Genomic DNA, 24,878 nt, shown 5'->3' with positions numbered 1-24,878 from the left:
GACACGGCTACCAATTCGTCACCCGGTGGGTCTGGCGTGATCTATTTCCAACGAGAACGATGACCCATGTTGTCCTGCGCATACTAGGAGAGACACATGACCCGTGCGCGCTCACGCGGCTGGGCGGTGCTGCGTCACCTCGCGGTGCCCGCGCTCGCGCTGGCCGTTGTCGCCACTGTTCCCTTCAATCGCGGCGGAGATTCGCCCGCCAAGGCGTCCGAGTGGACGCCGATGACACCCGTCTCGGTGTCGTACGGCCATGACCTCAAAGGCGGTGCCGCCAAGGGCAACCTCTTGGGCTTCAACGACTTCCACGGCGCCGTCGACCCGCCCACAGGCAGCGGCGGGCTCGTCAACGGCAACCCGGCCGGCGGAGTCGAATACCTGACCACCTGGATCAAGAAGCTTCGCGCCGAGGCCAAGGCGGAGAAGCGCACCTCGATCACCGTCGGAGCCGGTGACCTCGTGGGCGCCACGCCGCTGGTCAGCGCCGCGTTCCACGACGAGCCGTCGATCGAGCTGCTGAGCAACGCCGGCCTGCAGATCAGCTCGGTCGGCAACCACGAGTTCGACGAGGGTACGACCGAGCTCGCGCGGCTCCAGCGCGGCGGCTGCCACCCGACCGACGGCTGCCAGGACGGCGACGGGTTCAAGGGCGCCAAGTTCAAATACCTGGCGGCCAACGTGGTCAACAAGAAGACCGGTCTGCCGATCTTGCTGCCCGTCGACATCAAGATCGTTGACGGTGTACCTGTCGGCTTCGTCGGCATGACGCTGAAGGGCACCCCGTCGATCGTCAACCCGGCGGGCATCAGCACCGTCGAGTTCCGCGACGAGGTCGAGACCGCCAACAAGTGGGCGTCGCTGCTCCGGCTCGCCGGCGTCAAGTCGATGGTGCTGCTGATCCACGAGGGCGGCGCGCAGGCGGCACCCCCGCCGGTACTGCCCGTCGACGGCTGCAACAACTTCGCCGGCCCGATCACCAACATCGTGGCGGGGCTGCGGCCGGAGTTCGGCATCGTGGTCTCCGGGCACACGCACCGGTTCTACTCGTGCCAGCTGCCCAACAAGTCGGGCGCGCCCACCGTGGTCACCAGCGCCGGCTCCAACGGCGTCCTCGTGACCGACATCGACTTCACGCTCGACAAGCGCAGCGGGAAGTTCGCCGAGATCTCGGCGCGCAACGTGATCGTCGAAAACGGCATCCGGAACGCCGACGGCTCGTGGCAGACCGACGCCTCCGGCGCGTTCGTCCGGAACCCGGCGCTGGTCGACGCGGGCGCCAAGGTCATCGCCGACAAGTACCGCACGGCGGTCGCCCCGATCGCGAACCGCGTCGTCGGCTCGATCAGCGCCGACCTCACCACGACGGCCAACGCGGCCGGCGAGAGCTCGCTCGGTGACGTCATCGCCGACGCGCAGCTCGCGTACACGACATCGGCGGCGGGAGCACAACTGGCCCTGATGAACCCCGGTGGCATCCGGGCACCGCTGACGTTCGGCAACTCGCCCGGCGGCGAGGCGGCCGGCCAGGTGACGTACGGCGAATGCTTCACCGTGCAGCCGTTCAACAACCTGGTGGTGACCCAGACGCTCACCGGCGCCCAGCTCAAGGAGGTACTGGAGCAGCAGTTCGTCGGCTTCGGCGGGCAGACCACCCAGCGCATCCTGCAGGTGTCGGCGGGCTTCGCGTACACGTACTCTGCGACGGCGGCGGCAGGCTCGAAGGTCAGCAACATCACGCTCAACGGGGTACCGGTCGATCCGGCGGCCACCTACCGGGTGACGACGAACGACTTCCTCGCCAACGGCGGTGACGGGTTCACCAGGCTGACCGCCGGCACCGACCGGGCCACGGCGCCAGGCTTCGACGTGGACGCCCTGGTGGCGTACCTGGGCGGCCCGGCGGCCCCGATCGGCCCCGGCCCCCAAAACCGCATCACCCGGATCTAACGCTCCGTGATCAGGGCGTCCCTCATGTCGCGCTAACGACTTGAGGGACGCCCTGACCATTGCGACACCTCGCCGCCGCCCTTGCCCGCCGGCCAGGCTCAGCATGCGGGCCTTGCCCGCCGATCATGGCCTTTTCCGCCGATCAAGGGCGTATGCACGTGGTTTGATCCTTTTTCGCGTGTATTCGGCCTTGATCGACGAGAAGGGCCTTGATCGGCGGCGCGGGCTGGATGGGCGCCGTCGGGCGGGATGGGCGGTGCCGCGCCGAACGGGCCGTGCGGTGATTTGTCCTGATCGTGGGATGGGGTTGCGGCTGGGCCTGACGCGCCGGCATACTTGCGCCGTGATCCACCACGCGCGGTTCTACTTTTACGGCACCGGGAGTCCGGCAGCCGTAGGTCGCGCCTGATCACACAGACCTACCAAAGCCCCGGGCTCCTGGAGTCCGGGGCTTTCGCGCTTCCGGACGCCAGGACACCGGGATCGAGACCCAGGGAGCACCCGATGGCCACCGACGTGGCAGAGCAGCAACCCGGCGGCGCGGCGGCCAGCGCCGATACCGGCACCGAAGCCCAGGACGCGTCCGACCGCATCACCGCGATGCGGCAGCGCATCGACGAGATCGACAATGCGCTCATCCAGCTCTGGCAGGAGCGCGCCGCGCTCTCCCAGCAGGTCGGCGCGACGCGGCTGGCCTCCGGGGGTACCCGGCTGGTGCTTTCCCGGGAGCGGGAGATCCTGGACCGCTTCCGCGCTGCCCTGGGGGCGGACGGCACCCAGCTCGCGCTGCTCATCCTGCGCGCCGGCCGCGGCCCCCTCTGAGCCCGCCCGCGCGAAGCGCAAAGGCAGGGGTTGGGGTCGAGCGCCGACCGCGACGCGCACGGCGGATCGCGCTCGCCGATCAAGGGCATTCCCCACGATCAAGGACGAATGCACGCGGAAAAGCGATCCAACCACGGGCATTTGCCCTTGATCGGCGCACAGGGCGTGGCGACACGCCGCCCCCGGGCCGGCCGGGGGCGGACGCACGCCAAAAAGCGATCCAACCGCGTGCGTTCGGCCTTGATCGACGGGCAGGGGGTGCGGCGCGGCGGCGCGCTGCGGCGTACGTGGGCTGCGACCGCGTGGGCCCGCACGCGCGGTGCGGGTGCGCCGGACCGTAACCCCGCCGCGGCGCGTCTGCGCCGCGGCGGTCGTGGTTACAGGGTGCGCGTCGGGAGGTCGGTCAGCTCGCCGGCCTCGTGGGTCGCCACGATCTCGCGCTTCTCGGCGAAGTGGCAGGCGCTCGGGTGGTCGGAGCCTTCGCGAACCGTGAGCTCCGGCACCTCCGTGGCGCAGATTTCCTGAGCCTTCCAGCAACGCGTGCGGAACCGGCAGCCCGAGGGTGGGTTGGCGGGGCTGGGCACGTCGCCGGTGAGCCGGATGATCGCCTTGGTTTCACGGCTGCTCGGGTCCGGCACCGGTACCGCTGACAGCAGCGCCTGGGTGTACGGGTGAGTCGGCCGCTCGTAGATCTCGTCTTCCGAGCCGATCTCGACGATCTTGCCGAGGTACATCACGGCGACCCGGTCGGAGAGGTGGCGCACCACCGACAGGTCGTGTGCGATGAAAATGTACGACAGGCCGAACTCGTTCTGGAGCTTCTCCAGCAGGTTCATGACCTGGGCCTGGATCGACACGTCCAGCGCGCTGACCGGCTCGTCACAGACGATGATCTCCGGGCGCAGCGCCAGGGCACGGGCGATGCCGATGCGCTGCCGCTGGCCGCCGGAGAACTGGTGCGGGTACCGGTTGATGTGCTCCGGGTTGAGGCCCACGACCTCGAGCAGCTCCTGGACCTTCTGCCGCCGGCTCGCCTTGGGCGCCACGTCAGGGTGGATCTCGTAGGGCTCGCCGATCAGGTCGCCGACCGTCATGCGCGGGTTCAACGACGTGTACGGGTCCTGCATGACGAGCTGGATGTTGCGCCGGAGCCGCCGCATCCCCGACGCGCCCAGCCCGTAGATCTCCTGCCCGTTGAACTTCACGCTGCCGCGGGTGGGCTTCTCCAGGCTCATGAGCACCCGGGCGAGCGTCGACTTACCGCAGCCGGACTCGCCCACCACGCCGAGAGTCTCGCCCTTGCGCAGGTTGAACGAGACGCCGTCGACCGCCTGTACGTGCCCGATGGTCTTCTTGAACACGATGCCGCGAGTGACCGGGTAGTACTTGACCAGGTCGTTGACCTCGAGAATGTTTTCAGTCACGGCTCACCAGATCCTGAGCGAAGTGGCAGGCACTGGCCCTGGTGGGGCCGAGCTGCAGCAGCGGCGGCACCTTTTCCGCGCAGACGGGCTGCGCCATGGGGCACCGTGGGTGGAACGGGCAGCCGGACGGGATACGCAGCAGGCTGGGCGGGAGCCCCTTGATCGTCCGGAGCTGCTGACCCTTTTCGTCGATGCGCGGGATCGATTCGAGCAGACCGAGCGTGTACGGGTGTGCCGGCTTGGCGTACAGCTCGTGGACGTCCGCCTCCTCGACGATCCGGCCGGCGTACATGACCGCGATCCGGTCGGCGACGTCGGCCACGACGCCCAGGTCGTGCGTGATGAGGATGAGCCCCATCTGCCGTTCCTGCTGGAGTTCGGCGAGCAGGTCCATGATCTGCGCCTGCACCGTCACGTCGAGAGCGGTGGTCGGCTCGTCGGCGATCAGTACCTCGGGGTCCAGCGCGAGCGACATCGCGATCATGACGCGCTGCCGCATGCCGCCCGAGAACTGGTGCGGGTACTCGTTGATCCGCTGTTTCGCGTTCGGGATCTTGACCTGGTCGAGCATCTCGGCGGCGCGCTTCTTCGCGTCGCCCCGGCTCATGCCCCTTCGGACGCGGAACTGCTCGGCGATCTGGAACCCGACCGTGAAGACCGGGTTGAGCGCCGACAGGGCGTCCTGGAACACCATCGCGATGCCCTCACCGCGGATGCGACGCCGCTCCTCGGCCGACATCTTGAGCATGTCGCGGCCGTGGAACCGGATCTCGCCACCGGTGACGAAGCCGGGCGGGGTGTCCAGGATGCCCATGATGGTCTGGGCGGTCACGCTCTTGCCGGAGCCGGACTCACCCAGGACGGCCAGGGTCTCGCCGGCGTCGACGTGGTACGTGACGCCGTTGATGACCTTGGCCACGCCGTCCCGGGTGCGGAACTCCACGCGCAGGTCTTCGACCTCGAGCAGCCGGCCGCTGGGGTGCCCCGCGGCCGCCGCTTCGGACTGTTCGGATACGAACACGTTGGACAACTCGGTCTCCTACCGGAGCTTCGGGTCGAGGGCCTCGCGTACCGCCTCGCCGAGCATGACGAAGCTCAGCACCGCGGTGACGAGGAACGCGGCCGGGAACAGCAACCAGTACGGCGCGACCCGGATGTAGTTCTGGGACTCGTTGATGATCACGCCCCACGAGATCACCGGGGACTGGAGACCGACGCCCAGGAACGAGAGCGTCGCCTCCGCGCCGATGAACGCGCCGACCAGGATCGTGGCGTAGACCAGCACGGGCGCGAGGCAGTTCGGGATCAGGTGCTTGAAGATGATCCGGGTGTTGCTCGCGCCGAGCGCTCTGGCGGCCACGATGTAATCCGCTTGCTTCGTGGCCAGGACCGACGATCTCATGATGCGCATGGACACCGGCCACGTCAGCGTGACCAAGGCGATGATCACCAGCGTGGTGATCCGCACCGTGCTGCGGCCGGAGTTTGACGTGTTGAAGGTGAAGAGGATCACGATCGCGCCGAGCACGAACGGGATGCCGAAGAACACGTCCGCGAGCCGCGACAGGAGCGCGTCGAGCCAGCCGCCCCAGAAGCCCGCGATCACGCCGACCAGGCTGCCGAACAGCACCGTGCCGAGCGTGGCGACCACCGCCACAATGATCGACGCCCTGGCGCCGTAGATGGTACGTGCGTAGATGTCCTGGCCCTGGAGGTCGTACCCGAACCAGCCCGTCGAGCCCGGCCCCACAAGGCTGCGGCTCAGGTTGCTGTCGTGTTCTGGGTCGACCGAGGTGAAGAGCTGCGGGACGATCGCCATCAGCAGGAAGAGCACGATGAACGTGGCGGCGATCCAGAAGATCGGCTTGCGGCGCAGATCGTGCCAGGCGTCGCCGAGCAGGCCACGCGGCTTGTCGCGCTGCTGGGGTGGCGCGCCGGGGGCGGGCGCCGCCTCGGCGACCAGGCCGGGCTGCTCGCCGGGTGAGGTCGTGACCAGGGAGCCAGATGTGGGGTCACTCATAGCGAATCCTCGGGTCGAGAGCGGCGTAGAGCAGGTCGACCACAAGGTTCATCAGCAGGTAGACCATCACCAGGACGACCACGATGCCGACTACGGTCGCGCCTTCTTTGGTAACGATAGCCCTGTACACCTCACGGCCGATCCCGTTGATACCGAAGATCCCTTCCGTCACGATCGCGCCGCCCATGAGGGCGCCGAGGTCGGTGCCGAGGAAGGTGATCACCGGAATCAGCGAGTTGCGCAACAGGTGCACGCCCACCACGCGGCGACGGGGCAGGCCCTTGGCCACCGCCGTGCGCACGTAGTCCGCGCGGGAGTTCTCCGCGATGCTGGTGCGGGTGAGGCGGGCGACGTACGCCATCGAGATGCTGCCGAGCACGAAGCCCGGCACGATCAGCTGGCTGATCGGCGCGTCACCGGACACCGTAGGACTGATGATCTTCCACTGCACGCCCAGCAGGAACTGGAGCACGAAGCCGGTGACGAAGGTCGGGATGGCGAGCAGGAAGAGCGTGGAGACCAGCACCAGGTTGTCGAGGAACCCGTTGCGGCGCAGGCCGGACAGCACGCCGGCGGTCAGGCCGATCACGCCCTCGATGGTGAGGGCCACGAACGCCAGCTTGATGGTGTTCGGATAGGCCGCTGCGATGATCCCGCCGATGTCGCGCCCGCCGAAGGTCTGACCGAAGTCACCTGTGAGCAGGTTCGCCATGTAATGGAAGTACTGGATCGGGAGGGGATCGTCCAAGTGGTACTTGTCAGTCATGAACTGGACGTATGAGTCCGGGCAGGCACGTTCGCCGCACTTCCCGGCGAACGGGTCGCCCGGGACCGACCAGACCAGCCAGTAGATCAGGATCGTGGTCCCGAAGAACACCGGGATCAGTTGGAGTAGCCGTCTCAACACGTAACGGCCCATGGGGTCCTCCAGACAGCGGCGTCGTGGGTTGACGCCCGGACACGGGGAGCGCGGCGGCGCATCAGGGGTGCGGTACGCCGCCAACGTAAGGGCCCGGGTCCGGCCTACCTGATGGTAAGCCGGACCCGGGGTGAAACCTGTATGACTAGGCCAGCGAAACGGTCGACAGGTCGATCGAGCCGACGTTGTTCGCCTTGACGCCCTTCACCTTGGCCGACGTGCCGGACTGCTGCACGACCGACACGATCGGGATCGAAGGCACCTGCTGGTCGACGATCTTCATCGCCTCGGCGAACTTGGCGTAGGCCGCGTCCTCGTTCGGAGCCGCCGTGCCCTCCTTGTAGAGCTTGTCCACCTCGGGGTTGCTGAACAGACCGTCGTTCGAGGAACCACCGGTGATGTACAGCGGGCCGACCCAGTTCTCAGCGCTCGGGTAGTCCTCCTGCCAGCCGGCACGGTACGGCCCGGTCATCTTGCGACCGTTGATGTTCTGGCGGAAGACCGCGAAGGTGGGAACACCCTCGGCGCGAGCGTTGATGCCCAGCGTGCTCTTGACGCTGTTGGCAACGGCCTCCATCCACTCCTTGTGGCTGGCGTCCGCGTTGTAGTAGAACACCAGCTCACCGGTGAAGCCACCGGCCTGCTGCAGGAGCTGCTTGGCCTCGTCCGGCTTGTACTCGCAGACGGTGCAGGTGAAGCCCTCGCCACCCGGAACACCCGGACGCGCCCAGCTCGTCGCCGGCTTGCGGGTGCCGAAGAAGATCTTCTCCGCGATCTCCTGCCGGTTGATCGCGAGCGAGATCGCCTTGCGCAGGTCGGCGTTCTTGAACTTCGCGTCGTAGATCGGGAACGCGATGAGCTGCATGACCGGGATGTCGACCTCGAGGGCACGGTCGCCCAGGTCGGTCTTCCACTTGTCGCCGGCAAGCGCCGAGACCGGCACCTGCTGCATGTAGTCGAGGTTGCCCGCCAGCAGGTCGGCGTACGCGGCCGCGTCCTCCTGGTAGAGCTTGACGGTGACGTCCTTGATCTTGACCTTGTCGTCGAGCGTGTAGTCGTCGAAGCGGGTCAGCTTGATCTCGACGTTGTCGGTCCACGACACGAACTTGACCGGGCCGTTGCCGATCGGGTTCTTGCCGAACGCCTCCATGCCCTGCGTGAAGAACGCGTCGGGCATCGGGTAGTAGGCGCTGTAGCCGAGCTTGGTCGGGAAGATCGAGAACGGCGCGGTCAGCTTCACCGTGAAGGTGTAGTCGTCGACGATCGCGAGACCCGACATCTTGTCGGCCTTCGGCTGCGGCGCCTTCTGCGCGCCGTCGCCATCCGGGTCCTCGGTGTGCACGTCGGCGAAGCCCTCGATGTCACCGAAGAAGCTGCCGTTCTGCACGCCGTTGGGCGAGTACGCCGCGAAGTTCCAGGCGTCGACGAAGTTCTTCGACTTCACCTCGGTGCCGTCGTGGAACTTCGTGCCCTTCTTGAGCTTGATCGTGTAGTTCTGCGAGTCGGTCGTCTCGATCGACTCCGCCAGAGCGTTCTTGGGGTCACCGCCGCCAGCCGGGTACGTGACCAGGCCGGTCCAGAGGAAGTCGACGATGTCGCCGCCGCCGGTCTCGGTCGTGTTGGCCGGGACGAGACCAACCTCGGGCTGAGTGCCGTCGATGGTGATGGCACCGGTCGCGTTCTTGTCGTCGCTGCCGGTGCTGTCGTCGTCTCCGCCACCGCAGCCTGCCACGACGAGCGCGACAGCCGCGGTTAGCGCGACTACGCTCGCACGCTTCGAGCCTCTCATTTGTTCAGGGCCTCCCTTGTTTCTTGCTGGGTATTCCTCGTGTGAATCGCACAGCTACGGTTCGGTGCCGGCCAACAGCCGCGACTCGCCATCCGGACAGGGACGCTACAACCGCGCTACTGGCCGGGTCCTGGCAGGTCGATGATCCGCTCAAACGGGCCGTCACCACCGCCGACGCGCGGAACGCCAGGGAGCTCCTTTGTCACGAACAGCCTTGAGTGCGGCGTACGCGAGCATGACCATGCCTCCTGGGCGCTGGTGCGGGGCGGGTGAGGTGCTGACACTGTGACACCACCTGGCCAGCATCGTGAAGGAGCGTTATCAACCCGATATTCGGCCGGGACGCGCTCGATACTGTGTAAAGATCAGATTTCAAGATGATCAAAAGCTCCTGACCTGGGGTTTTGTCCCATACTTGATCAGCACCGATGCGACGTACCATCGGTTCTCGTGACGTTTCCCCCCTCCGCGCCGGCACTCTCCGACGTCCGCCGGGTACTTGCCGTATTTGCCCATCCCGACGATGTGGACTTTGGATCCGCGGGCACCGTGGCCTCCTGGATCGAGGCCGGCATCGAGGTCACGTACCTGATCGCGACCCGCGGCGACGCCGGCGGTTTCGACGACACACCGCGCGACCAGATGCCGCTCCTGCGGGAAAAGGAGCAGCGCGCGGCCGCGGCCGCCGTCGGGGTCGAGCACGTGGAGTTCCTCGACGGGTACGCCGACGGCACGGTCACGCCATCGCTGGCTCTGCGCCGCGACATCACGGCCGCGATCCGCCGGTGGCGGCCGGATCGCGTGCTGACCAGCTCGCCGCTGCGCCGCTGGGAGCGCATCGCCGGGCCGAGTCACCCCGACCACCTCGCCGTCGGCGAGGCCACCACCTGCGCCATCTACCCGGACGCGCGCAACCCCTTCGCGCATCCTGAGCTGCTGCGCGAAGGACTGGAGCCGTGGGTGGTCCGGGAGATCTGGTACTCCGGAGGGCCGGACCCAGACCACATCGTCGACGTCACGGAGGCGTACCCGCGCAAGCTGGCCGCCCTGCGCGAACATGTCTCCCAGACGGCGCACCTCGACCTTGACGGGGTCCTGCGCACCCGGATGGCCGCCACGGCCGAAGCCGGCGGCCTGCCTCCTGGGCGGCTGGCGGAGGCCTACACCGTTTTGTCAACTTCATGATCAGTGCCTTCGAGAGTCGCTCCTACGACTTGAAGAACGCCCTGATCATGGGATTTGGATGTCAGACCAGACGACGATCCGCGGCCCATCGAGACAGCTCGTACCGGTTCGACATCTGGAGCTTGCGCAGCACGTTGGACACGTGCGTCTCCACCGTCTTGATGGAGATGAACAGCTCCTTGGCGATCTCCTTGTACGCGTACCCGCGCGCGAGTAGTCGCAGCACCTCGCGCTCGCGGTTGGTGAGCTGGTCGAGCTCCGGATCCGCCACCGGCGCGTCGGGGCGCGCGGCGAACGCGTCGAGCACGAACCCGGCCAGCCGAGGGCTGAACACCGCGTCACCGTCGGCCACTCGCCGCACGGCGTTGGCCAGCTCGTCCGGCGAGATCGTCTTGGTGACGTAGCCGCGGGCGCCGGCCCGGATCAGGCCGATCACGTCTTCGGCCGCGTCGGAGACCGAGAGCGCGAGGAAGCGCACCTGCGGATGGCTGCGCCGGATCGAGTCGAGCACCGCACGGCCGCCGCCGTCGGGCATGTGCACGTCGAGGAGCACCACGTCGGGCTGGAGCGTGCCGATCCGGGTCACCGCCTCGCTGACCGTGCTCGCCTCACCGATGACGTCGACGTGCACCCCCAACTCGGCTCGGACGCCGGCCCTGAACATCGCGTGGTCGTCGACGAGGAACACGCGTAGGCGCCCCCGTGCCTCCGTGTCCGTCATTGCGCATCCTTCCCAACGGCGAGGCTGTCCTTAGCGGTCGGCAGGAACAGCCGCACCTCCGTCCCGCTGCCGGGCTCGCTGATGATGGTCGCGCGGCCGCCGTGGCGCTGCATCCGCCCGATGATGGAACCACGGACGCCGTGCCGGTGGTCCTCCACGGTAGAGGGGTCGAACCCGGCGCCGCGGTCGCGCACGAACACGCTCAACTGATCGGGTTCCACCTCGGCGTACAGCGACACGCTCTGCACCTTGGCGTGCCGGGCGGCGTTGACCAGCGCCTCCCGGGCGGCAGCCACCAGCGCGCCGACCTTCTCGTCGGTCTCGCGGTCGCCCACCACGACCGTCTCCACCGTGATCGCGTACGTGTCTTCGACCTCGGCCGCCACCTGCTCCAGCGCGGCGGCGAACCGCTCGGTCGGCGATGCCACCGGCTTGTACAGCCAGCTGCGCAGGCTGCGCTCCTGGCCTCGGGCCAGCCGCTGCACCACCTTGACGTCGGCGGCGTTGCGCTGGATGAGCGCCAGCGTGTGCAGCACCTGGTCGTGGACCATCGCGGCCAGTTCGGCGCGCTCCTGCTCACGGATGCGCCCTTCGCGCTCGGTGCGGAGCTGGTTGTAAGTGCGCCACAGCACCGGCCCGGCGACGACGGCCACGCCGGCGAGGCCGACGAGCGCGAACATGATGCCGTTGACCACCGCGCCGAAGTTTTCCGCCGGGGAGTACACGGCGACGACGCCGATGATGCCGACGGAGACCAGCACCCCACCGCCGATGAACCGGAGCAGGAACGCCCGGCGGTCGCTCTCGGCCACCACAGCGCCCAGCCAGGGCACCTGCGGCATGGTCTCGCTCCACTGCCGGCGGCGCTCGGGGTCGGACTCGTGCCAGATGATGCCCGCGCCCACCGCGATGATCGCCACCAGCCAGCCGGCGGTGCCGCTCACGCCCCGCGAGCCGAAGACCAGGCTCTGGAGGAGGATCAGCCCCATCCCGATCGCCACGAACGGCAGCAGGTGCATGAGGTTGCGGCGCTGCGGCTCGGCCGTGCGCGGCTGGAGCGGCAGGACCGCCCAGAATGCCGAGTAGAGCAGCAGCCCCAGGCCGCTGAGCGGCAGCAGGACCACGAACGCGATGCGCACCCGCGTGACCGGAATCCCCAGGTGCCGGGCGATGCCCGACGCCACGCCAGCGACGACACGCTGGTCGCGAGCGCGGAGGAGGCGGGGCTGTTCCGCCCGGACGGTGGTGATGGCGTGCTCCCTATCGTGGTCTCCGGTGGCGTGCTTCGATCGTCACACGGTTGGCGCTCGCCTGGCCACGGGGACGCCCCGGACATTCCACGGGAAGATCTCAGGGTGGGGTCAGGGTTGGCGCCTGAGGTCGCTCGGGCGGGGAAGCGACCAGTATCTACAGCATGACCTCCGAGCCTTCGTCCGCGCCGTTCTCCGCCGCCACGTCCGCGGCCGGCTCGCCGCCGCCGCCCGGCTCGCCGCCTGGGCCTCCGCCCGGCACGCCTGTCGGACCTCCGCCAGGGCCGCCACCTGGCGGGCCGGGCGCCGGCGAGTCCGCCGGGTTCACCACCCGGTACGGGCTCGTACGCCCGCGCCAGGGCCGGTACGTGGCCGGCGTCTGCGCCGCCATCGGCCGCGCCACCAACACCGACCCGGTGCTGTGGCGCGTGCTGCTCGCGGTGCTCGGCTTCTTCGGGGGTATCGGGATCCTCGTGTACCTGGCCGGCTGGCTGGTCATTCCCGCCGAGGGCGACACGGCGTCACCGGTCGAGTCGATGCTCGGCCGGGGCCGATCGAGCATGTCTCCGGTCACGGTCATCGTGCTGGGAGTGCTCGCGGCGGTCATGTTCGGCCTGATCGTGACCGATGGGTTCCGCGCCGCGGTGCTCGGTGCGGCGGCGCTGATCGGGGTAGCGCTCCTACTCAATCGCAAGCCGGGCAGCGCTGCCGGGCCGAGCGCACCCGGCGGCGGTCCGGGGGGACCTGATCTGCCCGGCGGTCCAGCCTGGCCGGGCGCCCCCGCTGACGGCACCGCGCCCGTTCCCGGCGGGATGGACGCGCCCGCTCCCGCTGGCGGCACCGGCACCGGGCCGTCGGCCATGAGCGAGCCGACCGTCGCGGCGGCGGGCGCCGAGCCGCCCACCGTGGTGCTTCCGGTACCGCCGACACCGCCGGCCGCACCGATGCCTCCGGTGCCACCGAGCCCCGTCACACCCGCCGGTGCCTACGCCCACCAGGCGTACACCCCGGCGCCACCGCCCCCGCCGCCCGGCGGCTACCGCCAGCCGTTCGCGCCGCACGGGCCGTACGCCGGACCCGGCCCCTACCCGCCGCAGTACGCGCCGCCGCCCCGGCCGCCCAAACCGCCCAAGCCGCCGAAGCAGCGGTCACCGCTCGGCGCGGCCACGTTCTCGCTGATCTTCGTGGCGATCGGCACGGTCGCCGCGCTGGACCTGTCCAACGTGCTCAGCGTGTCTCCGTCCGCGTACTTCGCGGCGGCGCTCGTCACGGTCGCGCTCGGCCTGCTCGTGGGCGCCTGGTTCGGCCGCGCACGCTGGCTGATCGCGCTCGGTGTGATCGCCGCCGCCGCGCTGGGCATCTCGACGATCGCCGAGTCGCAGGTCAACCACTACGGCGGCACCTCGGGCAGTGACGTGGTCTGGCAGCCGAAGACGATCCAGGCGGTCGCCGACCGGTACGAGCACAGCTTGGGCAGGGCGACGCTCGACCTCACGCAGGTCGACTTCACCGGCCAGGAGCAGACCATCGACGTGGAGCTCAACCTGGGCGAGCTCGAGGTCATCCTGCCCCCGACCGTCGACGTCACGGTCAACTCCGAGGTGAGCGCCGGTGACGCCGACGTACTCGGCAACACGTCGAGCGGATTCCACGTCGTGCCCTCCGAGGTCGTCGACAACGGCACCGACGGGCCGGGTGGCGGCAAGATCAACATGACGCTGAAGGTCAACGGCGGGTCGCTGGAGGTACACCGATGAAACCGCACCGCACCGACGGCGTCTCCCTGACGTTCGCGCTGATCTTCATGTCGCTCGTGGTCTGGTGGCTGCTCTCGCGGCTCTTCGATCTCCCGCTGCCGGCCGTCGGCTGGTTCGTTGCCGGTGCGCTGATCTTCATCGGCGCGCTCGGCCTGCTCGGAGCGCTGCGTTCCGGGCGTGGCGACCAGCCGGCGCCGGCACCACCGGCGGAGGAGCCCGTGGCCGTGCCGGTCAGCGGCGTACCGGCCGAACTGCACGCCGACATCGTGCGCGAGCTGCTCACCGGCCCTCAGCTGCCGTACCTGCCCCCGGAGCCCGTCACCCTCACCGACTCGGCACCGGCCCGCACCGCCGTCGATCCGGAGCCGCCGACCGTTGCGGAGCGCGGCGAGCCCCGTGACTGACACGCACCCTATGCTTGCCCTGTGACCCTGGTATCCGCTGCTGGTGGTGCTCGGCGCCCGCGCGCCGGCGACCGCGCCGCCCGCACCCTCATCGCCGAACTCGCCCGGCACAACGGCCCCAAGACCGGACTCCTCGTCGGAGTCGACGCCGGCTCCGCCACCCTCGCTCAGGTGAGCAAGGCGCTCCTGCCCGGAGACACGCTCACCGTCGTGCCGGCGGAGAGCACCGCCGTGCGGGCGCTGCGCGATCACGTCGAGGCCCAGGGCCGGTGGGTCGCCGATCGGGTACGGGTCGTCGAGACCCTCGCCGAAGCCGACGCGGCCGACGTCGTGGTGGTCGGTGAGCCACTCACCGGCACCGCTGAAGAGGCCCGCGCCACCATCGAAGGGCTCGCGAAGTACCTCGCCGAGGGCGGAGTGCTCTGCGCCTCGGCCGGCATCACCGGCGGCGCCGCGGCCGAGCTCGACCGCCAGGGCGCCCTCTTCGGCGTGGGCGTCGACGTGGTGGTGCGCAATGTGCCGCCACTGCGGGTGCACAGACTCCGGTTCACACCGGCCGACGCCACGCAGGCCACCCGCGTCTCCCCCGCGTACCGGCCATCCAGCGTGCCCGTGACCCGGGGCATGCACATCGACTCGAACGGCGTCGCGGCGGCCGGCATCGCGCTGGGCATCGCCGCTCTCGCTCGCGCCGCCCGTCCCAAGTCGCGGCTGTGGCTGATCCCGGCGCTCGCGGCGGCCCCGGTCGCGGCGTTCTTCCGCGATCCCGAGCGCGACGTGCCCGAAGACGAGTCGGCCGTGGTCGCCGCCAGCGACGGCAAGGTGCTGTCGGTCGAGCGGCTGCGCGACGAGCGGCTCGGCCCCGACGAGTTCCTGCGGATCGCCGTCTTCCTGTCGGTGCTCGACGTGCACGTCAACAGGGCGCCCGTGGCCGGCAAGGTCGTCGACTACTTCGTCACCGATGGCGGGTTCGCCGCCGCGATGAAGCCCGACGCGGAGCACAACGTGGCCGCGTACACGCTGCTGGACACGGCACACGGCCGGGTCGCGGTCGCGCAGCGCACCGGCCTGATCGCCCGCCGGATCGTGCAGCGGGCGCCGGCGGGTGCGCTGCTCGCGAAGGGCGAGCGATTCGGGCTGATCCGCTTCGGCTCCCGCACCGACGTGTACCTTCCCGCCGGCGCCGCCGAGCCCCTGGTGGCCCCCGGCGACCGCGTCCTGGGCGGCGCCACGGTCATCGCCCGCTGGACCACCACCGGCTCAGCCGAGTAGTGATCAGGGCGTCCCTCAAGTCGTCATAGCGACTTCAGGGACGCCCTGATCACGAAGTGGACGGTGGTGGGTTAGAGGCGACGGTGGCGGAGCCAGAGGACCGGGCCGCTCACCAGGTAGCCGCCCACAGCCACCGCGAACGTCAGTCGCGGGTCGACCAGCGCGCCCACCACCGGCAGCAGCCACAGCCACGGCGGCAGCTTGATGAGGCGGGCCAGCTTGGCGTACGGGAAGCTGGACACCATCGCGAACGCCAGCAACGCGACGCCGACCAGCTGCGCGGCGCCCGACATCGGCAGCTCGATCAGCACGCCGAGGGCGAGCACGGCCGCGGCCATCGTGGTCGGTACGCCGCAGAAGAAGCGCCCGTCCTTGGGCGACACGTTGAAGCGGGCCAGCCGGACGGCGGCGCAGCCGGCCACCAGTACGCAGGCCAGGGCGGCCGCCGGGGTGGGCACCGTGCCGGCCAGTGAGGCGTACACGACGACGGGCGCGGCCAGGCCGAAGGAGCACATGTCGGCGAGCGAGTCCATCTGGGCGCCGAACGGGCTGGCGACGCCGAACCGCCGAGCGAGGATGCCGTCGGCGCCGTCGAAGATCACGCACGCGATCAAGCAGATCGCGCCGGCGCGCACGTCACCGCGCATGGCGAGCATGATCGCCAGTACGCCGAGCGCCAGGCTGCCGAGCGTGCACGCGTTGACCACGGCGAACTTGAATCGCCGGGCGGCGGTGTGCTCGCCGGGAAGCAGCGGGATGGCCAGGCTGGCGGGCTCGTCCACCGGCGCCGGCGACAGAAGCGACTCGATCTCGTCGTCGGTCAGCGGGGCGACCTCGGTGGGGTGAGCCGGCACGACCACCATGGTGCCGCTGCCGGTCTCGGAGCGGCGCCGGCGGATTCCCTGGACAAACAGGACTTGCCGGGCGAATGTGCCACTACGTCGCAGGCGGCCCGCCCACCGGCGCCCTGCTGGGCGCGGGCTGTCCGTCGCACGACGCCGACGCCAAGGGGCTCTCGGCACCTAGTCCTCCATCACCGGGTCGGTGTGTCCGCCGCCACGGCGGCCGCCCGGTCGTACGCGGCCTACACCATCGCACACCACGGTCCGGCTTGGCGATAGGCGCGGACATAACTTGAGTAAGCGGACAAGTCGTTCTCGACCCACCAGTCTAACCGGCTATATCAATATCGCTCGGCCGACAACCCGGCCGGCCGCCCCGCCACCCGGGCGAGCGCCGCCGCCGACACGTCGGTCAGGTCGAGCCGGGCCGCCTCGGCCGGTTCGAACCAGGCCGCTCGGGCGGTCGAGCCGCCAGCCGCCTCGGTCACCACCGGCTCGGTGGGCGCGTCGACCGCCACGCGGTACAGGACTCGCACAGCGTGCCAGTCGATGGCGTACCCCTCGGGCCCGCGCGCCGCGGGGTTCCGGTGGTGGCTCACGTCGAGCAGGTCGGTGACCCGTCCCACCTGCCCGGATTCCTCGGCCAGCTCGCGCAGCAGGGCCACCGCCGGCTGCTCGCCGAAGTCGGTGCCGCCGCCGGGCAGGTGCCACCGGCCGGCGCCCGGATATCCGGACGCGATCAGCGTGAGCAGTACCCGGCCGGCCGGGTCGGTGGCGAGCCCGTACGCGGCGAAGCGCTGGCCACGGGTGACGCGGCCGCCGGGTGGTGCGGGTGTGGTGTGCGTCGCTCCGGGCAGCGGGTCGACCGGCAGCCCGAACAGCTCAGCGGTGAACGGCATGAGCGGGAGCGCCCGCAACTGCTCCGGAGTGATCCAGGCGGCCAGGTCGGTCGTGCCGTCCGGCTCGTCGCGCAGGGTGCCGCCGGTCACGCGGACGTCGTACACGATCCGGTCGGTGTGCTCGGCGATCTCCACGCCCGGCAGCGCCAGCACGTCGGACACCGCCGCGCGCAGCCCGATCACCTCGACGGCGAGGCCGGTCTCCTCGGCGAACTCCCGGACGACGCCGTCGGCGGGGTGCTCCCCGTGGTCGATGCCGCCACCGGGAATCTGCCAGATGCCCGGGAACGCGGCCTGGTCCGAGCTGCGGGTCAGCAGCAACCGGTCACCCTCGCCGTGGCAGACCCCGTACGCCGCGATCCTGCGCTTCTGTATCACCCGCCAAGACTAGAAACCGACCGCCCGCATCGCCTCGGCGGTCACCTCGGTGAACTCGTGCTGCCGCAGCACGGTCAACTCGTCCCGGCTGAACCACCGCGCCTCGGACGTCGAACCGCCCACGTCACCCACCGCGGGCGGCACCGGCGCGTCGACCGCGACCCGGTAGAAGGCGCGCACGCCATGCCAGTCGATCGGGTACCCCTCGGGGCCGAGCGAGGCCGCGTCGCGGTGGCTGGCGACGCCCAGGAGCTCGACCAGCCGCCCGCTCTGCCCGGTCTCTTCGAGCAGCTCGCGGATCAGGGCGGCGCCGGGCTGCTCGCCGTAGTCGGTGCCGCCGCCGGGCAGGTGCCAGCAGCCCTCGCCCGGGTATCCGGGGGCGATCCGGGTCAGCAGCATCCGGCCGTCAGGGTCGGTGGCGACCGCGTACGCCGCGAACCGCTGGGCGCGGTGCAACCCGTCGGGCCCCGGCACCGCGTAGAACGACGGGAAGTCCGGCGCCTCCTCGGGCCGCAGGTCGATCGGGCCGGCGGGCAGGCCGAGCGCGCTCGCGGTGAACGGCCGCAGCGGCAGCCCCTGCGCGGCTTCGATGGTGTGCCAGCGCGCCAGGTCGGTCGGCTGCCCGATGCGGTCGCAGAGCGTGCCGCCGCGCACCGACACCTCGTAGATCAGGCGGTCGGTGTGGATCGTGATGCCCCGGTGCGGCAGCGCCCGCATGTCGGCGAGCACGTCGCGCAGCCCCACCACCGTCACGGAGAGCCCGGTCTCGGCGGCGGTCTCGCGGACGACCGTGTGGTTGGGGTCTTCGCCGTGATCCACCGCGCCGCCGGGAAGCGACCACACACCCGGTGTGCCCGACTTGGGCGATGCGCGAACGAGCAGCACCTCCCCGTCGGGGTTGGTGACTACTGCGTACGCCGCGATCCGGCGAAGTGGTTCAAGGGCGGGGGTCACAGGGGGGCATTCTTCCCGAATGAGATGACAAGTCCATGAACACCGTCAGATTCCTGACAGATGATCGCCCGTCAGGGGGCGCTCAGGGTAAGGATCCGGGCGCTCACCGAGGTCAGTCAAGACCCCAAAGCGGACCGTTGAGTCATGAACGCAATGCCCCCGTACAAGCAACTCCGGCGCCCGATCACCGACCGGATCATCGCCGGCGTGTGCAGCGGCCTCGGCCGTTACTTCAACGTCGACCCGGTCCTCGTTCGCGTGCTCTTCGCCTTCGCCGCCGTCGTCACCGCCGGCCTGGCCGTGCTCGCGTACCCGATCATGTGGTTCCTGATGCCCGAAGAGCCCGTCGACGCCCCAGCCTGGCCTTCGCCCCCAAAGACGCCGTAGTTCACCTTCGGATGACGGTTGGAGCCGTGGACGCGCACGACGGCACTCGACCCGGATTCCGGTTCAGGTTTACTCCCACTCGATGGTGCCCGGCGGCTTGCTGGTGACGTCGAGCACCACCCGGTTGACCTCGGGCACCTCGTTGGTGATCCGGGTCGAGATCCGCGCGATGACGTCGTACGGCAGGCGCGACCAGTCGGCGGTCATGGCGTCTTCGCTGGAGACGGGCCGGAGCACGATCGGATGGCCGTAGGTGCGACCGTCACCCTGTACGCCCACCGAACGCACGTCAGCGAGGAGCACCACCGGGAACTGCCACACCGACCGGTCGAGCCCAGCCGCCGTGAGCTCCTCGCGGGCGATCAGGTCAGCGGCGCGCAGCAACTCCAGCCGGTCACTGGAGACGGCACCGATGATCCGGATGGCGAGACCCGGCCCCGGGAAGGGGTGCCGCCACACCATCGCCTCCGGCAGCCCCAGCGACAGGCCGAGCTGGCGTACCTCGTCCTTGAACAGCGTGCGCAGCGGCTCGACGAGGGAGAAGCGAAGGTCGTCCGGCAGGCCGCCCACGTTGTGGTGCGACTTGATGTTGGCAGTACCGGTGCCGCCGCCGGACTCCACGACGTCCGGGTACAGCGTTCCCTGTACCAGGAATTCCACGTCGCCGGCGGCGGCGACCTCGCGCGCGGCGACCTCGAAGACCCTGATGAACTCGCGCCCGATGATCTTGCGCTTCTCCTCCGGGTCGGTGACCCCCGCGAGCGCGCCCAGGAACCGGTCGGCGGCGTCGACGACCTTGAGCTTGATGCCCGTGGCGGCGACGTAGTCCTGCTCCACCTGCTCGGCCTCGCCCGCGCGCAGCAGGCCGTGATCGACGAACACGCAGGTCAGCTGGTCACCGACGGCCTTGTGGACGAGCGCGGCGGCGACCGCCGAGTCGACACCGCCGGAGAGCGCGCAGATGACCTCCTTCTCGCCGACCTGCTCGCGGATCGCGGCCACCTGGTCGTCGATGATGTTGCCCATCGTCCAGGTCGGCTCGATGCCGGCGATGTCGTACAGGAAGCGGGTCAGCATCTCCTGCCCGTGCGCGGTGTGCGCCACCTCGGGGTGGAACTGCACGCCGGCGCGCCGGCCGGCGACGTCTTCGAACGCGGCCACCGGCGTGACGGTGGTGCCAGCGGTCACCGCGAACCCGGGCGGCGCCTCCGTGACGCAGTCGCCGTGGCTCATCCACACCGACACCTCGCCCGGCAGGTCGCGCAGCAGCACGCTGGCATCGGGGCGGGTCGCCAGGACCGTGCCGCCGTACTCGCGGTCGCCGGTGTGCGCCACTGTGCCGCCGAGCGCCCGCGCCATCGCCTGGAAGCCGTAGCAGATGCCGAAGACCGGCACGCCCGCGTCGAAGAGCTTGGCGTCGACCTGTGGCGCACCCGGCGCGTACACGCTCGCCGGACCACCGGAGAGGATGATCGCGGCCGGGTCCTTCGCCAGCATCTCGGCCACCGGCATCGAGTGCGGGACGATCTCGGAGTAGACCTTGGCCTCACGCACCCGGCGGGCGATCAGCTGGGCGTACTGGGCGCCGAAGTCCACAACCAGTACCGGGCGCGGTGTGCTCATGTGTGTGCAGCCTACAGGCGCAGTTCGGCCGGAGCGCCGCGCGGCACGGCCGGTGCGACGGGTGCCACGGGAGTGATCCGGCGGTACGGCTCATCCTGCGAAGGCCGGGGATCTTGTGAGCCTTTGTTGGGCCAGAAGGACATCGCCCGCTCGGCCTGCGCGGTGATCGTCAGCGAGGGATTCACGCCGAGGTTCGCGGTGACGGCGGCGCCGTCGACCACATGGAGTCCCGGGTACCCGAAGACCCGGTGGTACGGGTCGACGACGCCGTCCGCCGCGGTGGCACCGATCGCCGAACCGCCGAGGATGTGCGCGGTCAGCGGCACGTTGAACGCCTCGGTGACCGCCCCACCCGGTACCCCGCCGATCTCGTCGGCGAGCAGCCGCACCGCCTCGTTGCCGGCCGGTATCCAGGCCGGGTTGGGCGCGCCGTGTCCCTGCGTCGTACGCAGCTTGCCGCGCCGGAAGTGGGTGGTGAGCGAGTTGTCGAGCGACTGCATGACGAGCGCGATCACGGTGCGCTGGGACCAGTCGCGCACCGAGAGCAGCCGCAGGTACGTCAGCGGCCGGGCGGCCATGGTGGCGAGCCAGCGCAGCGGGCGGCGCGGCCCGCCGTCGACCAGCGCCGACTGCAGGAAGCCCATCACGTTCGAGCCCCGCCCGTACCGGACCGGCTCGATATGGGTGTGCTCGTCGGGGTGGAACGAGCTGGTGATGGCCACGCCCTTGGTGAAGTCGACCCCGCGCCGCTTCGCTTCCGGCCGCAGCAGCGCGGCGCCGAGAATTGCCTCCGAGTTGGTACGCGTCAGCGCGCCCACCCGCGGGGACAGCTCCGGCAGCGCACCGGACTGCTTCGCCTCGTGTAGCAGCCGCTGGGTGCCGAGCGCCCCCGCCGCGAAGATCACCTGGTCTGCCTCGAAGGTCCGCCTCTTCTTGTCGAGCCACGCGCCGGTGCGCACCGTCTCGATCCGGTAGCCGCTTTCTCCCGGCCGGACCGTGAGCGCCGTGGTGAGCGGATGCACCTCGACACCCATCCGCTCGGCCAGCCACAGATAGTTCTTGACCAGCGTGTTCTTGGCTCCATGCCGGCAGCCGGTCATGCACGAGCCGCAGTGCAGGCAGCCGGTGCGCTCAGGCCCCGCGCCGCCGAAGTACGGGTCGGCGACCCGCTCCCCGGGGCGCCCGATGTGCACGCCGACCGGTGTCGAGTGGAACGTGTGCCCGACCCCCATCCGGTCGGCCACCGCGCGCATCGCGCGGTCTGCCGCGGTCTGATTCGGGTACGTCGTGACGCCCAGCATCCGTTTCGCCTGGTCGTAGTACGGGGCGAGCTCGGCGCGCCAGTCGGTGATGCCGCGCCACTGAGGGTCTTCGTAGAACGCGGGCAGCGGCTCGTAGAGCGTGTTGGCGTAGACGAGCGAACCGCCGCCGACACCCGCCCCGGAGAGCACCAGTACGCCGGCGCCCGGCTCTCCCCTGGCCGAGCGCAGCAGCGTGATCCGCTGGATGCCATAGCAGCCGAGCTTCGGTGCCCACAGGAAGCGCCTGGTGCGCCAGGAGGTCTCGGGAAACTCGTCGTCGGCGAACCGCCGGCCCGCCTCCAGCACGGCGACCGAGTATCCCTTTTCGGCGAGCCGCAGTGCGGCCACGCTGCCACCGAATCCGGACCCGATGACGACCACGTCATACCGCATACGGCTCATCATTACTCACGAGTAGCTAGCACACCAGACCGTCAACGGGCACGATGCCACTCTATGACTCGACGTCGGTTGATCCTTATCGGCGCGGCGGTACTCGCGGCCGTGGTGCTGCTCGGCGGTGGCGCGGTCGCCGCCACCTACGCGCTGCGCGACCGGTACGAGGTGCCGACCGCCGACCTCTTCGGATCTCCGACGCCCTCGCCGTCCGCCAGCCCCTCCCCCACGCCGAGCCCCACCCCCGAGCCGGGAGCCGACATCACGGGCCCGCTCACCGTGCTGATCGTCGGCATCGACACCCGCGAGAGCGTGCCCGACTGGGAGCCGCACGCCGACGCCGTGACGATCCTGCACATCCCGCGCGGCCTCACGAAGGGGTACCTCTTCTCCCTCCCCCGCGACCTGGTGGTCGACATCCCGGCGTTTCCCAAGTCCGGCTACCGCGGCGGCCGCACGAAACTCACCCACGCGATGAGCTACGGCAGCCGGCGGGGCAAGGCCAAGCCGAGCCCCGCGCAAGGGTTCCAGCTTCTCGCGCAGACGGTCAGCCGGTACACCGGGATCAAGCGGTTCGACGCCGGCGTCGTGATCAACTTCCGCGGGTTCCGCAAGCTGGTCGACGCGGTGGGAGGCATCGACCTGTACGTCGACCAGAAGGTCACCTCGATCCACCTCAACAAGAGCGGTCGCGGCCTGTCGAGCGGCGGCTCGCCGATGGTGTACGAGGTGGGCAACCGGCACCTCAACGGCTGGCAGGCGCTGGACTACTCCCGGCAGCGGTACCTGAAGGGTGGCGACTACACCCGCCAGCGCCACCACCAGCAGCTCATCCGTGCCGTGCTCACCAAGGTCGGCTCGCTCAGCCTGGCGAAGAATCCCGTTGAGGTCGACCGCGTGCTGCGCGCCGTCGGCGACGCCTTCGTCTTCGACGGGCGCGGGCGCAAGCCCATCGACTTCGCGTACGCCCTCAGTGGCCTGAGCCCGTCGTCGCTCACCCTCGTCGGCCTGCCCGGCAGCGGCGTCGGCCGGGGCGGCGACTACCTGGGCGAGCAGCTGACCGCGGAGGGCCGGAAGTTCATCTCCGAGCTGCGGGCGGGCCGGGCCGACGCCTACCTGGCCGCCCACCCGAAGCTGCTCATCAAGCGCTAGGCGGGAATCTTCGGCGGGGTCGGCGACGTGAGCCATTCGTCGAACAACGGGCGGAGGGATTCGCCGCTCACCCGCTCGGCGACGGTGATGAAGTCGGCCGTCTGCGCGGTGCCGTTGCGCTTCTCGGCCGTCCACGTCTTGAGGATCTTGAAGAAGTCGTCGTCGCCAACGGCCAGCCGCAACGCGTGCACGGTCAGCCCACCCCGCTTGTAGACCGCTCGACTGAAGATCTCCGCCCGGCCCGGGTCGAGGGTCGGCTTCGACCAGTCGTCGGTCTTGTCGTACTCGGCCTGGAAGCTCTCCTGGACCGACTCGCGCCCCTGCTCCTCGGCCCACAGCCACTCCGCGTACGTGGCGAAGCCCTCGTTGAGCCAGATGTCTTCCCAGCGGGCGATCGACACGCTGTCACCGAACCACTGGTGCGCCAGCTCGTGCGCCACCACGTCGGTGTTGACGCGCTGCTTGAACCACACATTCCCGTACACGGGCCGGGACTGCGTCTCCAGCGCGTACCCGATCCGGTCGTCGTCGACCACCACGCCGCCGTACGCGTCGAACGGGTACGGCCCGAACTGGGTCTCCAGGAAGTCGGCGATCTCGGCGGTGAACAGCATCGCCGCCTCCGCGCTGCCGTTACGGGGCAACGACTCCGGTACCGCCGTGACGATCGGCTTGCCGTTGTGCGTGCCACTCACCACCCGGTACTGGCCGATCACGAGCGTCGCCAGGTAGCTCGCCATCGGCGCCTGCTCGGACCACTTCCACGTGGTCCACTCACCGTCCTCAGTGGACCCGTCCGGTACGCCGTTGCTGAGCGCCTCCACGCCGTTGGGCACCGTGACCTCGATGTCGTACGTGGCCTTGTCGCTCGGGTGATCGTTGACCGGGAACCAGGTACTGGCCGACTCCGGCTGGCCGAGCGCGATCGCACCGTCGCCGGTGTGCAGGAAGCCGCCCTCGCCCAGGTCGGCACTCTTGACCGGCTCGGGCTTCCCGCCGTACCCGATCTCCACAGTGAACTCGGCGCCCTTCGCGAGGCCCGCGCTCGGCGTGATCACCAGCTCGGTGCCGTCGCGGCTGTCCTGCGCGGGCTTGCCGTCGACCGACAGCGCGGTGACCGCCAGCCCCGACAGGTCGAGGTTGAACCGCGAGAGGTCTGCCGTGGCGGTCGCCGTGATCGTCGCCGTGCCGGTCAGCTCGTCTTTCGCCGGGTCGTACCGCAGCTTGAGCCCGTACGACTTCACGTCGTACCCGCCGTTGCCGTACTTCGGGAAGTACTCGTCGCCGGCACCATCGGCGCCCGGCTGGAAGTCACGCGCGGACGAGGAGGACCCGGGCGCGGGGTCGCGCCCGGTGCACCCGGCCAGTGTGGCAAGCGAGACAAGCGCGATGGTAAGTACAGCGGCGATCGGCCTACGGTTCACCCGATC

The 24,878-nt window shown here is 69.9% G+C and carries 21 protein-coding genes; 8 read left to right on the top strand and 13 right to left on the bottom strand.

Annotated features, from left to right (window positions below; all coding sequences use genetic code 11):
- Positions 1 to 96: 96 nt before the first annotated feature.
- Both QMG73_RS16510 and QMG73_RS16505 read left to right on the top strand, forming a co-directional pair.
- The gene (locus QMG73_RS16510; RefSeq protein ID WP_281896436.1) at positions 97 to 1,953 is read left to right on the top strand and encodes a bifunctional metallophosphatase/5'-nucleotidase; all 1,857 of its coding nucleotides are present in this window, start codon (positions 97 to 99) and stop codon (positions 1,951 to 1,953) included.
- 504 nt (positions 1,954 to 2,457) lie between these two features.
- Positions 2,458 to 2,775, top strand: coding sequence for a chorismate mutase (locus QMG73_RS16505; protein WP_281896433.1), 318 nt, complete (start codon positions 2,458 to 2,460; stop codon positions 2,773 to 2,775).
- A 377-nt stretch (positions 2,776 to 3,152) separates the two neighbouring features.
- Here QMG73_RS16505 and QMG73_RS16500 read toward each other — a convergent pair whose 3' ends face one another.
- The 5 genes from QMG73_RS16500 to QMG73_RS16480 all read right to left on the bottom strand — a co-directional run bounded on the left by QMG73_RS16500 (position 3,153) and on the right by QMG73_RS16480 (position 8,927).
- Positions 3,153 to 4,199 carry an ABC transporter ATP-binding protein gene (locus tag QMG73_RS16500; protein WP_281896432.1) on the bottom strand — a complete coding sequence of 349 codons (1,047 nt, stop codon included), beginning with the start codon at positions 4,197 to 4,199 and terminating at the stop codon, positions 3,153 to 3,155.
- Complete coding sequence (locus tag QMG73_RS16495) at positions 4,192 to 5,229, bottom strand: ABC transporter ATP-binding protein (protein WP_407676808.1); 1,038 nt, start codon at positions 5,227 to 5,229, stop codon at positions 4,192 to 4,194. Before QMG73_RS16495 ends, QMG73_RS16500 begins: the two co-directional genes overlap by 8 nt.
- 9 nt (positions 5,230 to 5,238) lie before the next feature.
- The gene (locus tag QMG73_RS16490; RefSeq protein ID WP_281896430.1) at positions 5,239 to 6,219 is read right to left on the bottom strand and encodes an ABC transporter permease; all 981 of its coding nucleotides are present in this window, start codon (positions 6,217 to 6,219) and stop codon (positions 5,239 to 5,241) included.
- Positions 6,212 to 7,138: an ABC transporter permease gene (locus QMG73_RS16485; RefSeq protein WP_281896428.1), complete on the bottom strand. Its 927-nt coding sequence runs from the start codon at positions 7,136 to 7,138 to the stop codon at positions 6,212 to 6,214. Before QMG73_RS16485 ends, QMG73_RS16490 begins: the two co-directional genes overlap by 8 nt.
- A 145-nt stretch (positions 7,139 to 7,283) precedes the next feature.
- A complete protein-coding gene (locus QMG73_RS16480; protein WP_281896426.1) occupies positions 7,284 to 8,927 on the bottom strand; it encodes a peptide ABC transporter substrate-binding protein in 1,644 nt (547 codons plus the stop codon).
- A gap of 450 nt (positions 8,928 to 9,377) precedes the next feature.
- Between QMG73_RS16480 and QMG73_RS16475 the strand changes: the two genes are divergently transcribed.
- Complete coding sequence (locus QMG73_RS16475) at positions 9,378 to 10,112, top strand: PIG-L deacetylase family protein (protein ID WP_281896423.1); 735 nt, start codon at positions 9,378 to 9,380, stop codon at positions 10,110 to 10,112.
- 61 nt (positions 10,113 to 10,173) lie between these two features.
- On the opposite strand, the gene QMG73_RS16470 is transcribed toward QMG73_RS16475, so the two are convergent.
- Complete coding sequence (locus QMG73_RS16470) at positions 10,174 to 10,833, bottom strand: response regulator (RefSeq protein WP_281896422.1); 660 nt, start codon at positions 10,831 to 10,833, stop codon at positions 10,174 to 10,176.
- Positions 10,830 to 12,083, bottom strand: a complete 1,254-nt coding sequence (locus QMG73_RS16465; RefSeq protein ID WP_281896613.1) for an ATP-binding protein — start codon at positions 12,081 to 12,083, stop codon at positions 10,830 to 10,832. The genes QMG73_RS16470 and QMG73_RS16465 overlap by 4 nt, the downstream gene beginning before the upstream one ends.
- A gap of 164 nt (positions 12,084 to 12,247) precedes the next feature.
- Between QMG73_RS16465 and QMG73_RS16460 the strand changes: the two genes are divergently transcribed.
- The 3 genes from QMG73_RS16460 to QMG73_RS16450 are packed head-to-tail and all read left to right on the top strand — an operon-like array spanning position 12,248 to position 15,516.
- Complete coding sequence (locus QMG73_RS16460) at positions 12,248 to 13,840, top strand: PspC domain-containing protein (protein ID WP_281896421.1); 1,593 nt, start codon at positions 12,248 to 12,250, stop codon at positions 13,838 to 13,840.
- Positions 13,837 to 14,244 (top strand): hypothetical protein, encoded by a 408-nt coding sequence (locus tag QMG73_RS16455; protein WP_281896419.1) that lies wholly within the window; start codon positions 13,837 to 13,839, stop codon positions 14,242 to 14,244. The genes QMG73_RS16460 and QMG73_RS16455 overlap by 4 nt, the downstream gene beginning before the upstream one ends.
- A 21-nt stretch (positions 14,245 to 14,265) precedes the next feature.
- On the top strand, positions 14,266 to 15,516 hold the full coding sequence (locus QMG73_RS16450; RefSeq protein ID WP_281896416.1) for a phosphatidylserine decarboxylase: 1,251 nt from the start codon (positions 14,266 to 14,268) through the stop codon (positions 15,514 to 15,516).
- A 71-nt stretch (positions 15,517 to 15,587) separates the two neighbouring features.
- Here QMG73_RS16450 and QMG73_RS16445 read toward each other — a convergent pair whose 3' ends face one another.
- The 3 genes from QMG73_RS16445 to QMG73_RS16435 all read right to left on the bottom strand — a co-directional run bounded on the left by QMG73_RS16445 (position 15,588) and on the right by QMG73_RS16435 (position 18,589).
- Positions 15,588 to 16,463 (bottom strand): CDP-alcohol phosphatidyltransferase family protein, encoded by an 876-nt coding sequence (locus tag QMG73_RS16445; protein ID WP_281896611.1) that lies wholly within the window; start codon positions 16,461 to 16,463, stop codon positions 15,588 to 15,590.
- Positions 16,464 to 16,699: 236 nt separating this feature from the next.
- Positions 16,700 to 17,635 (bottom strand): NUDIX hydrolase, encoded by a 936-nt coding sequence (locus QMG73_RS16440; protein ID WP_281896414.1) that lies wholly within the window; start codon positions 17,633 to 17,635, stop codon positions 16,700 to 16,702.
- 9 nt (positions 17,636 to 17,644) lie between these two features.
- The gene (locus QMG73_RS16435; protein WP_281896411.1) at positions 17,645 to 18,589 is read right to left on the bottom strand and encodes an NUDIX hydrolase; all 945 of its coding nucleotides are present in this window, start codon (positions 18,587 to 18,589) and stop codon (positions 17,645 to 17,647) included.
- A gap of 144 nt (positions 18,590 to 18,733) precedes the next feature.
- Between QMG73_RS16435 and QMG73_RS16430 the strand changes: the two genes are divergently transcribed.
- Positions 18,734 to 18,976 carry a PspC domain-containing protein gene (locus QMG73_RS16430; protein ID WP_281896409.1) on the top strand — a complete coding sequence of 81 codons (243 nt, stop codon included), beginning with the start codon at positions 18,734 to 18,736 and terminating at the stop codon, positions 18,974 to 18,976.
- 69 nt (positions 18,977 to 19,045) lie between these two features.
- On the opposite strand, the gene guaA is transcribed toward QMG73_RS16430, so the two are convergent.
- Positions 19,046 to 20,599 carry a glutamine-hydrolyzing GMP synthase gene (gene guaA, locus QMG73_RS16425; RefSeq protein WP_281896407.1) on the bottom strand — a complete coding sequence of 518 codons (1,554 nt, stop codon included), beginning with the start codon at positions 20,597 to 20,599 and terminating at the stop codon, positions 19,046 to 19,048.
- 11 nt (positions 20,600 to 20,610) lie between these two features.
- Positions 20,611 to 22,293 (bottom strand): FAD-dependent oxidoreductase, encoded by a 1,683-nt coding sequence (locus QMG73_RS16420; RefSeq protein WP_281896405.1) that lies wholly within the window; start codon positions 22,291 to 22,293, stop codon positions 20,611 to 20,613.
- Positions 22,294 to 22,356: 63 nt separating this feature from the next.
- On the opposite strand from QMG73_RS16420, the gene QMG73_RS16415 reads away from it, so the two are divergent.
- Entirely contained in the window at positions 22,357 to 23,448 is a 1,092-nt protein-coding gene (locus QMG73_RS16415) for an LCP family protein (RefSeq protein ID WP_281896403.1), read from the top strand.
- Here QMG73_RS16415 and QMG73_RS16410 read toward each other — a convergent pair.
- Entirely contained in the window at positions 23,445 to 24,872 is a 1,428-nt protein-coding gene (locus QMG73_RS16410; RefSeq protein WP_281896400.1) for a M1 family metallopeptidase, read from the bottom strand. The two genes, QMG73_RS16415 and QMG73_RS16410, sit on opposite strands and share 4 nt — an antisense overlap.
- Between the last annotated feature and the right edge of the window lie 6 nt (positions 24,873 to 24,878).

Source organism: Phytohabitans aurantiacus (assembly GCF_027923225.1).
In the GTDB taxonomy this organism is placed as follows: Bacteria; Actinomycetota; Actinomycetes; order Mycobacteriales; family Micromonosporaceae; genus Phytohabitans; species Phytohabitans aurantiacus.
This window is presented reverse-complemented; position numbering and strand designations above follow the sequence as displayed.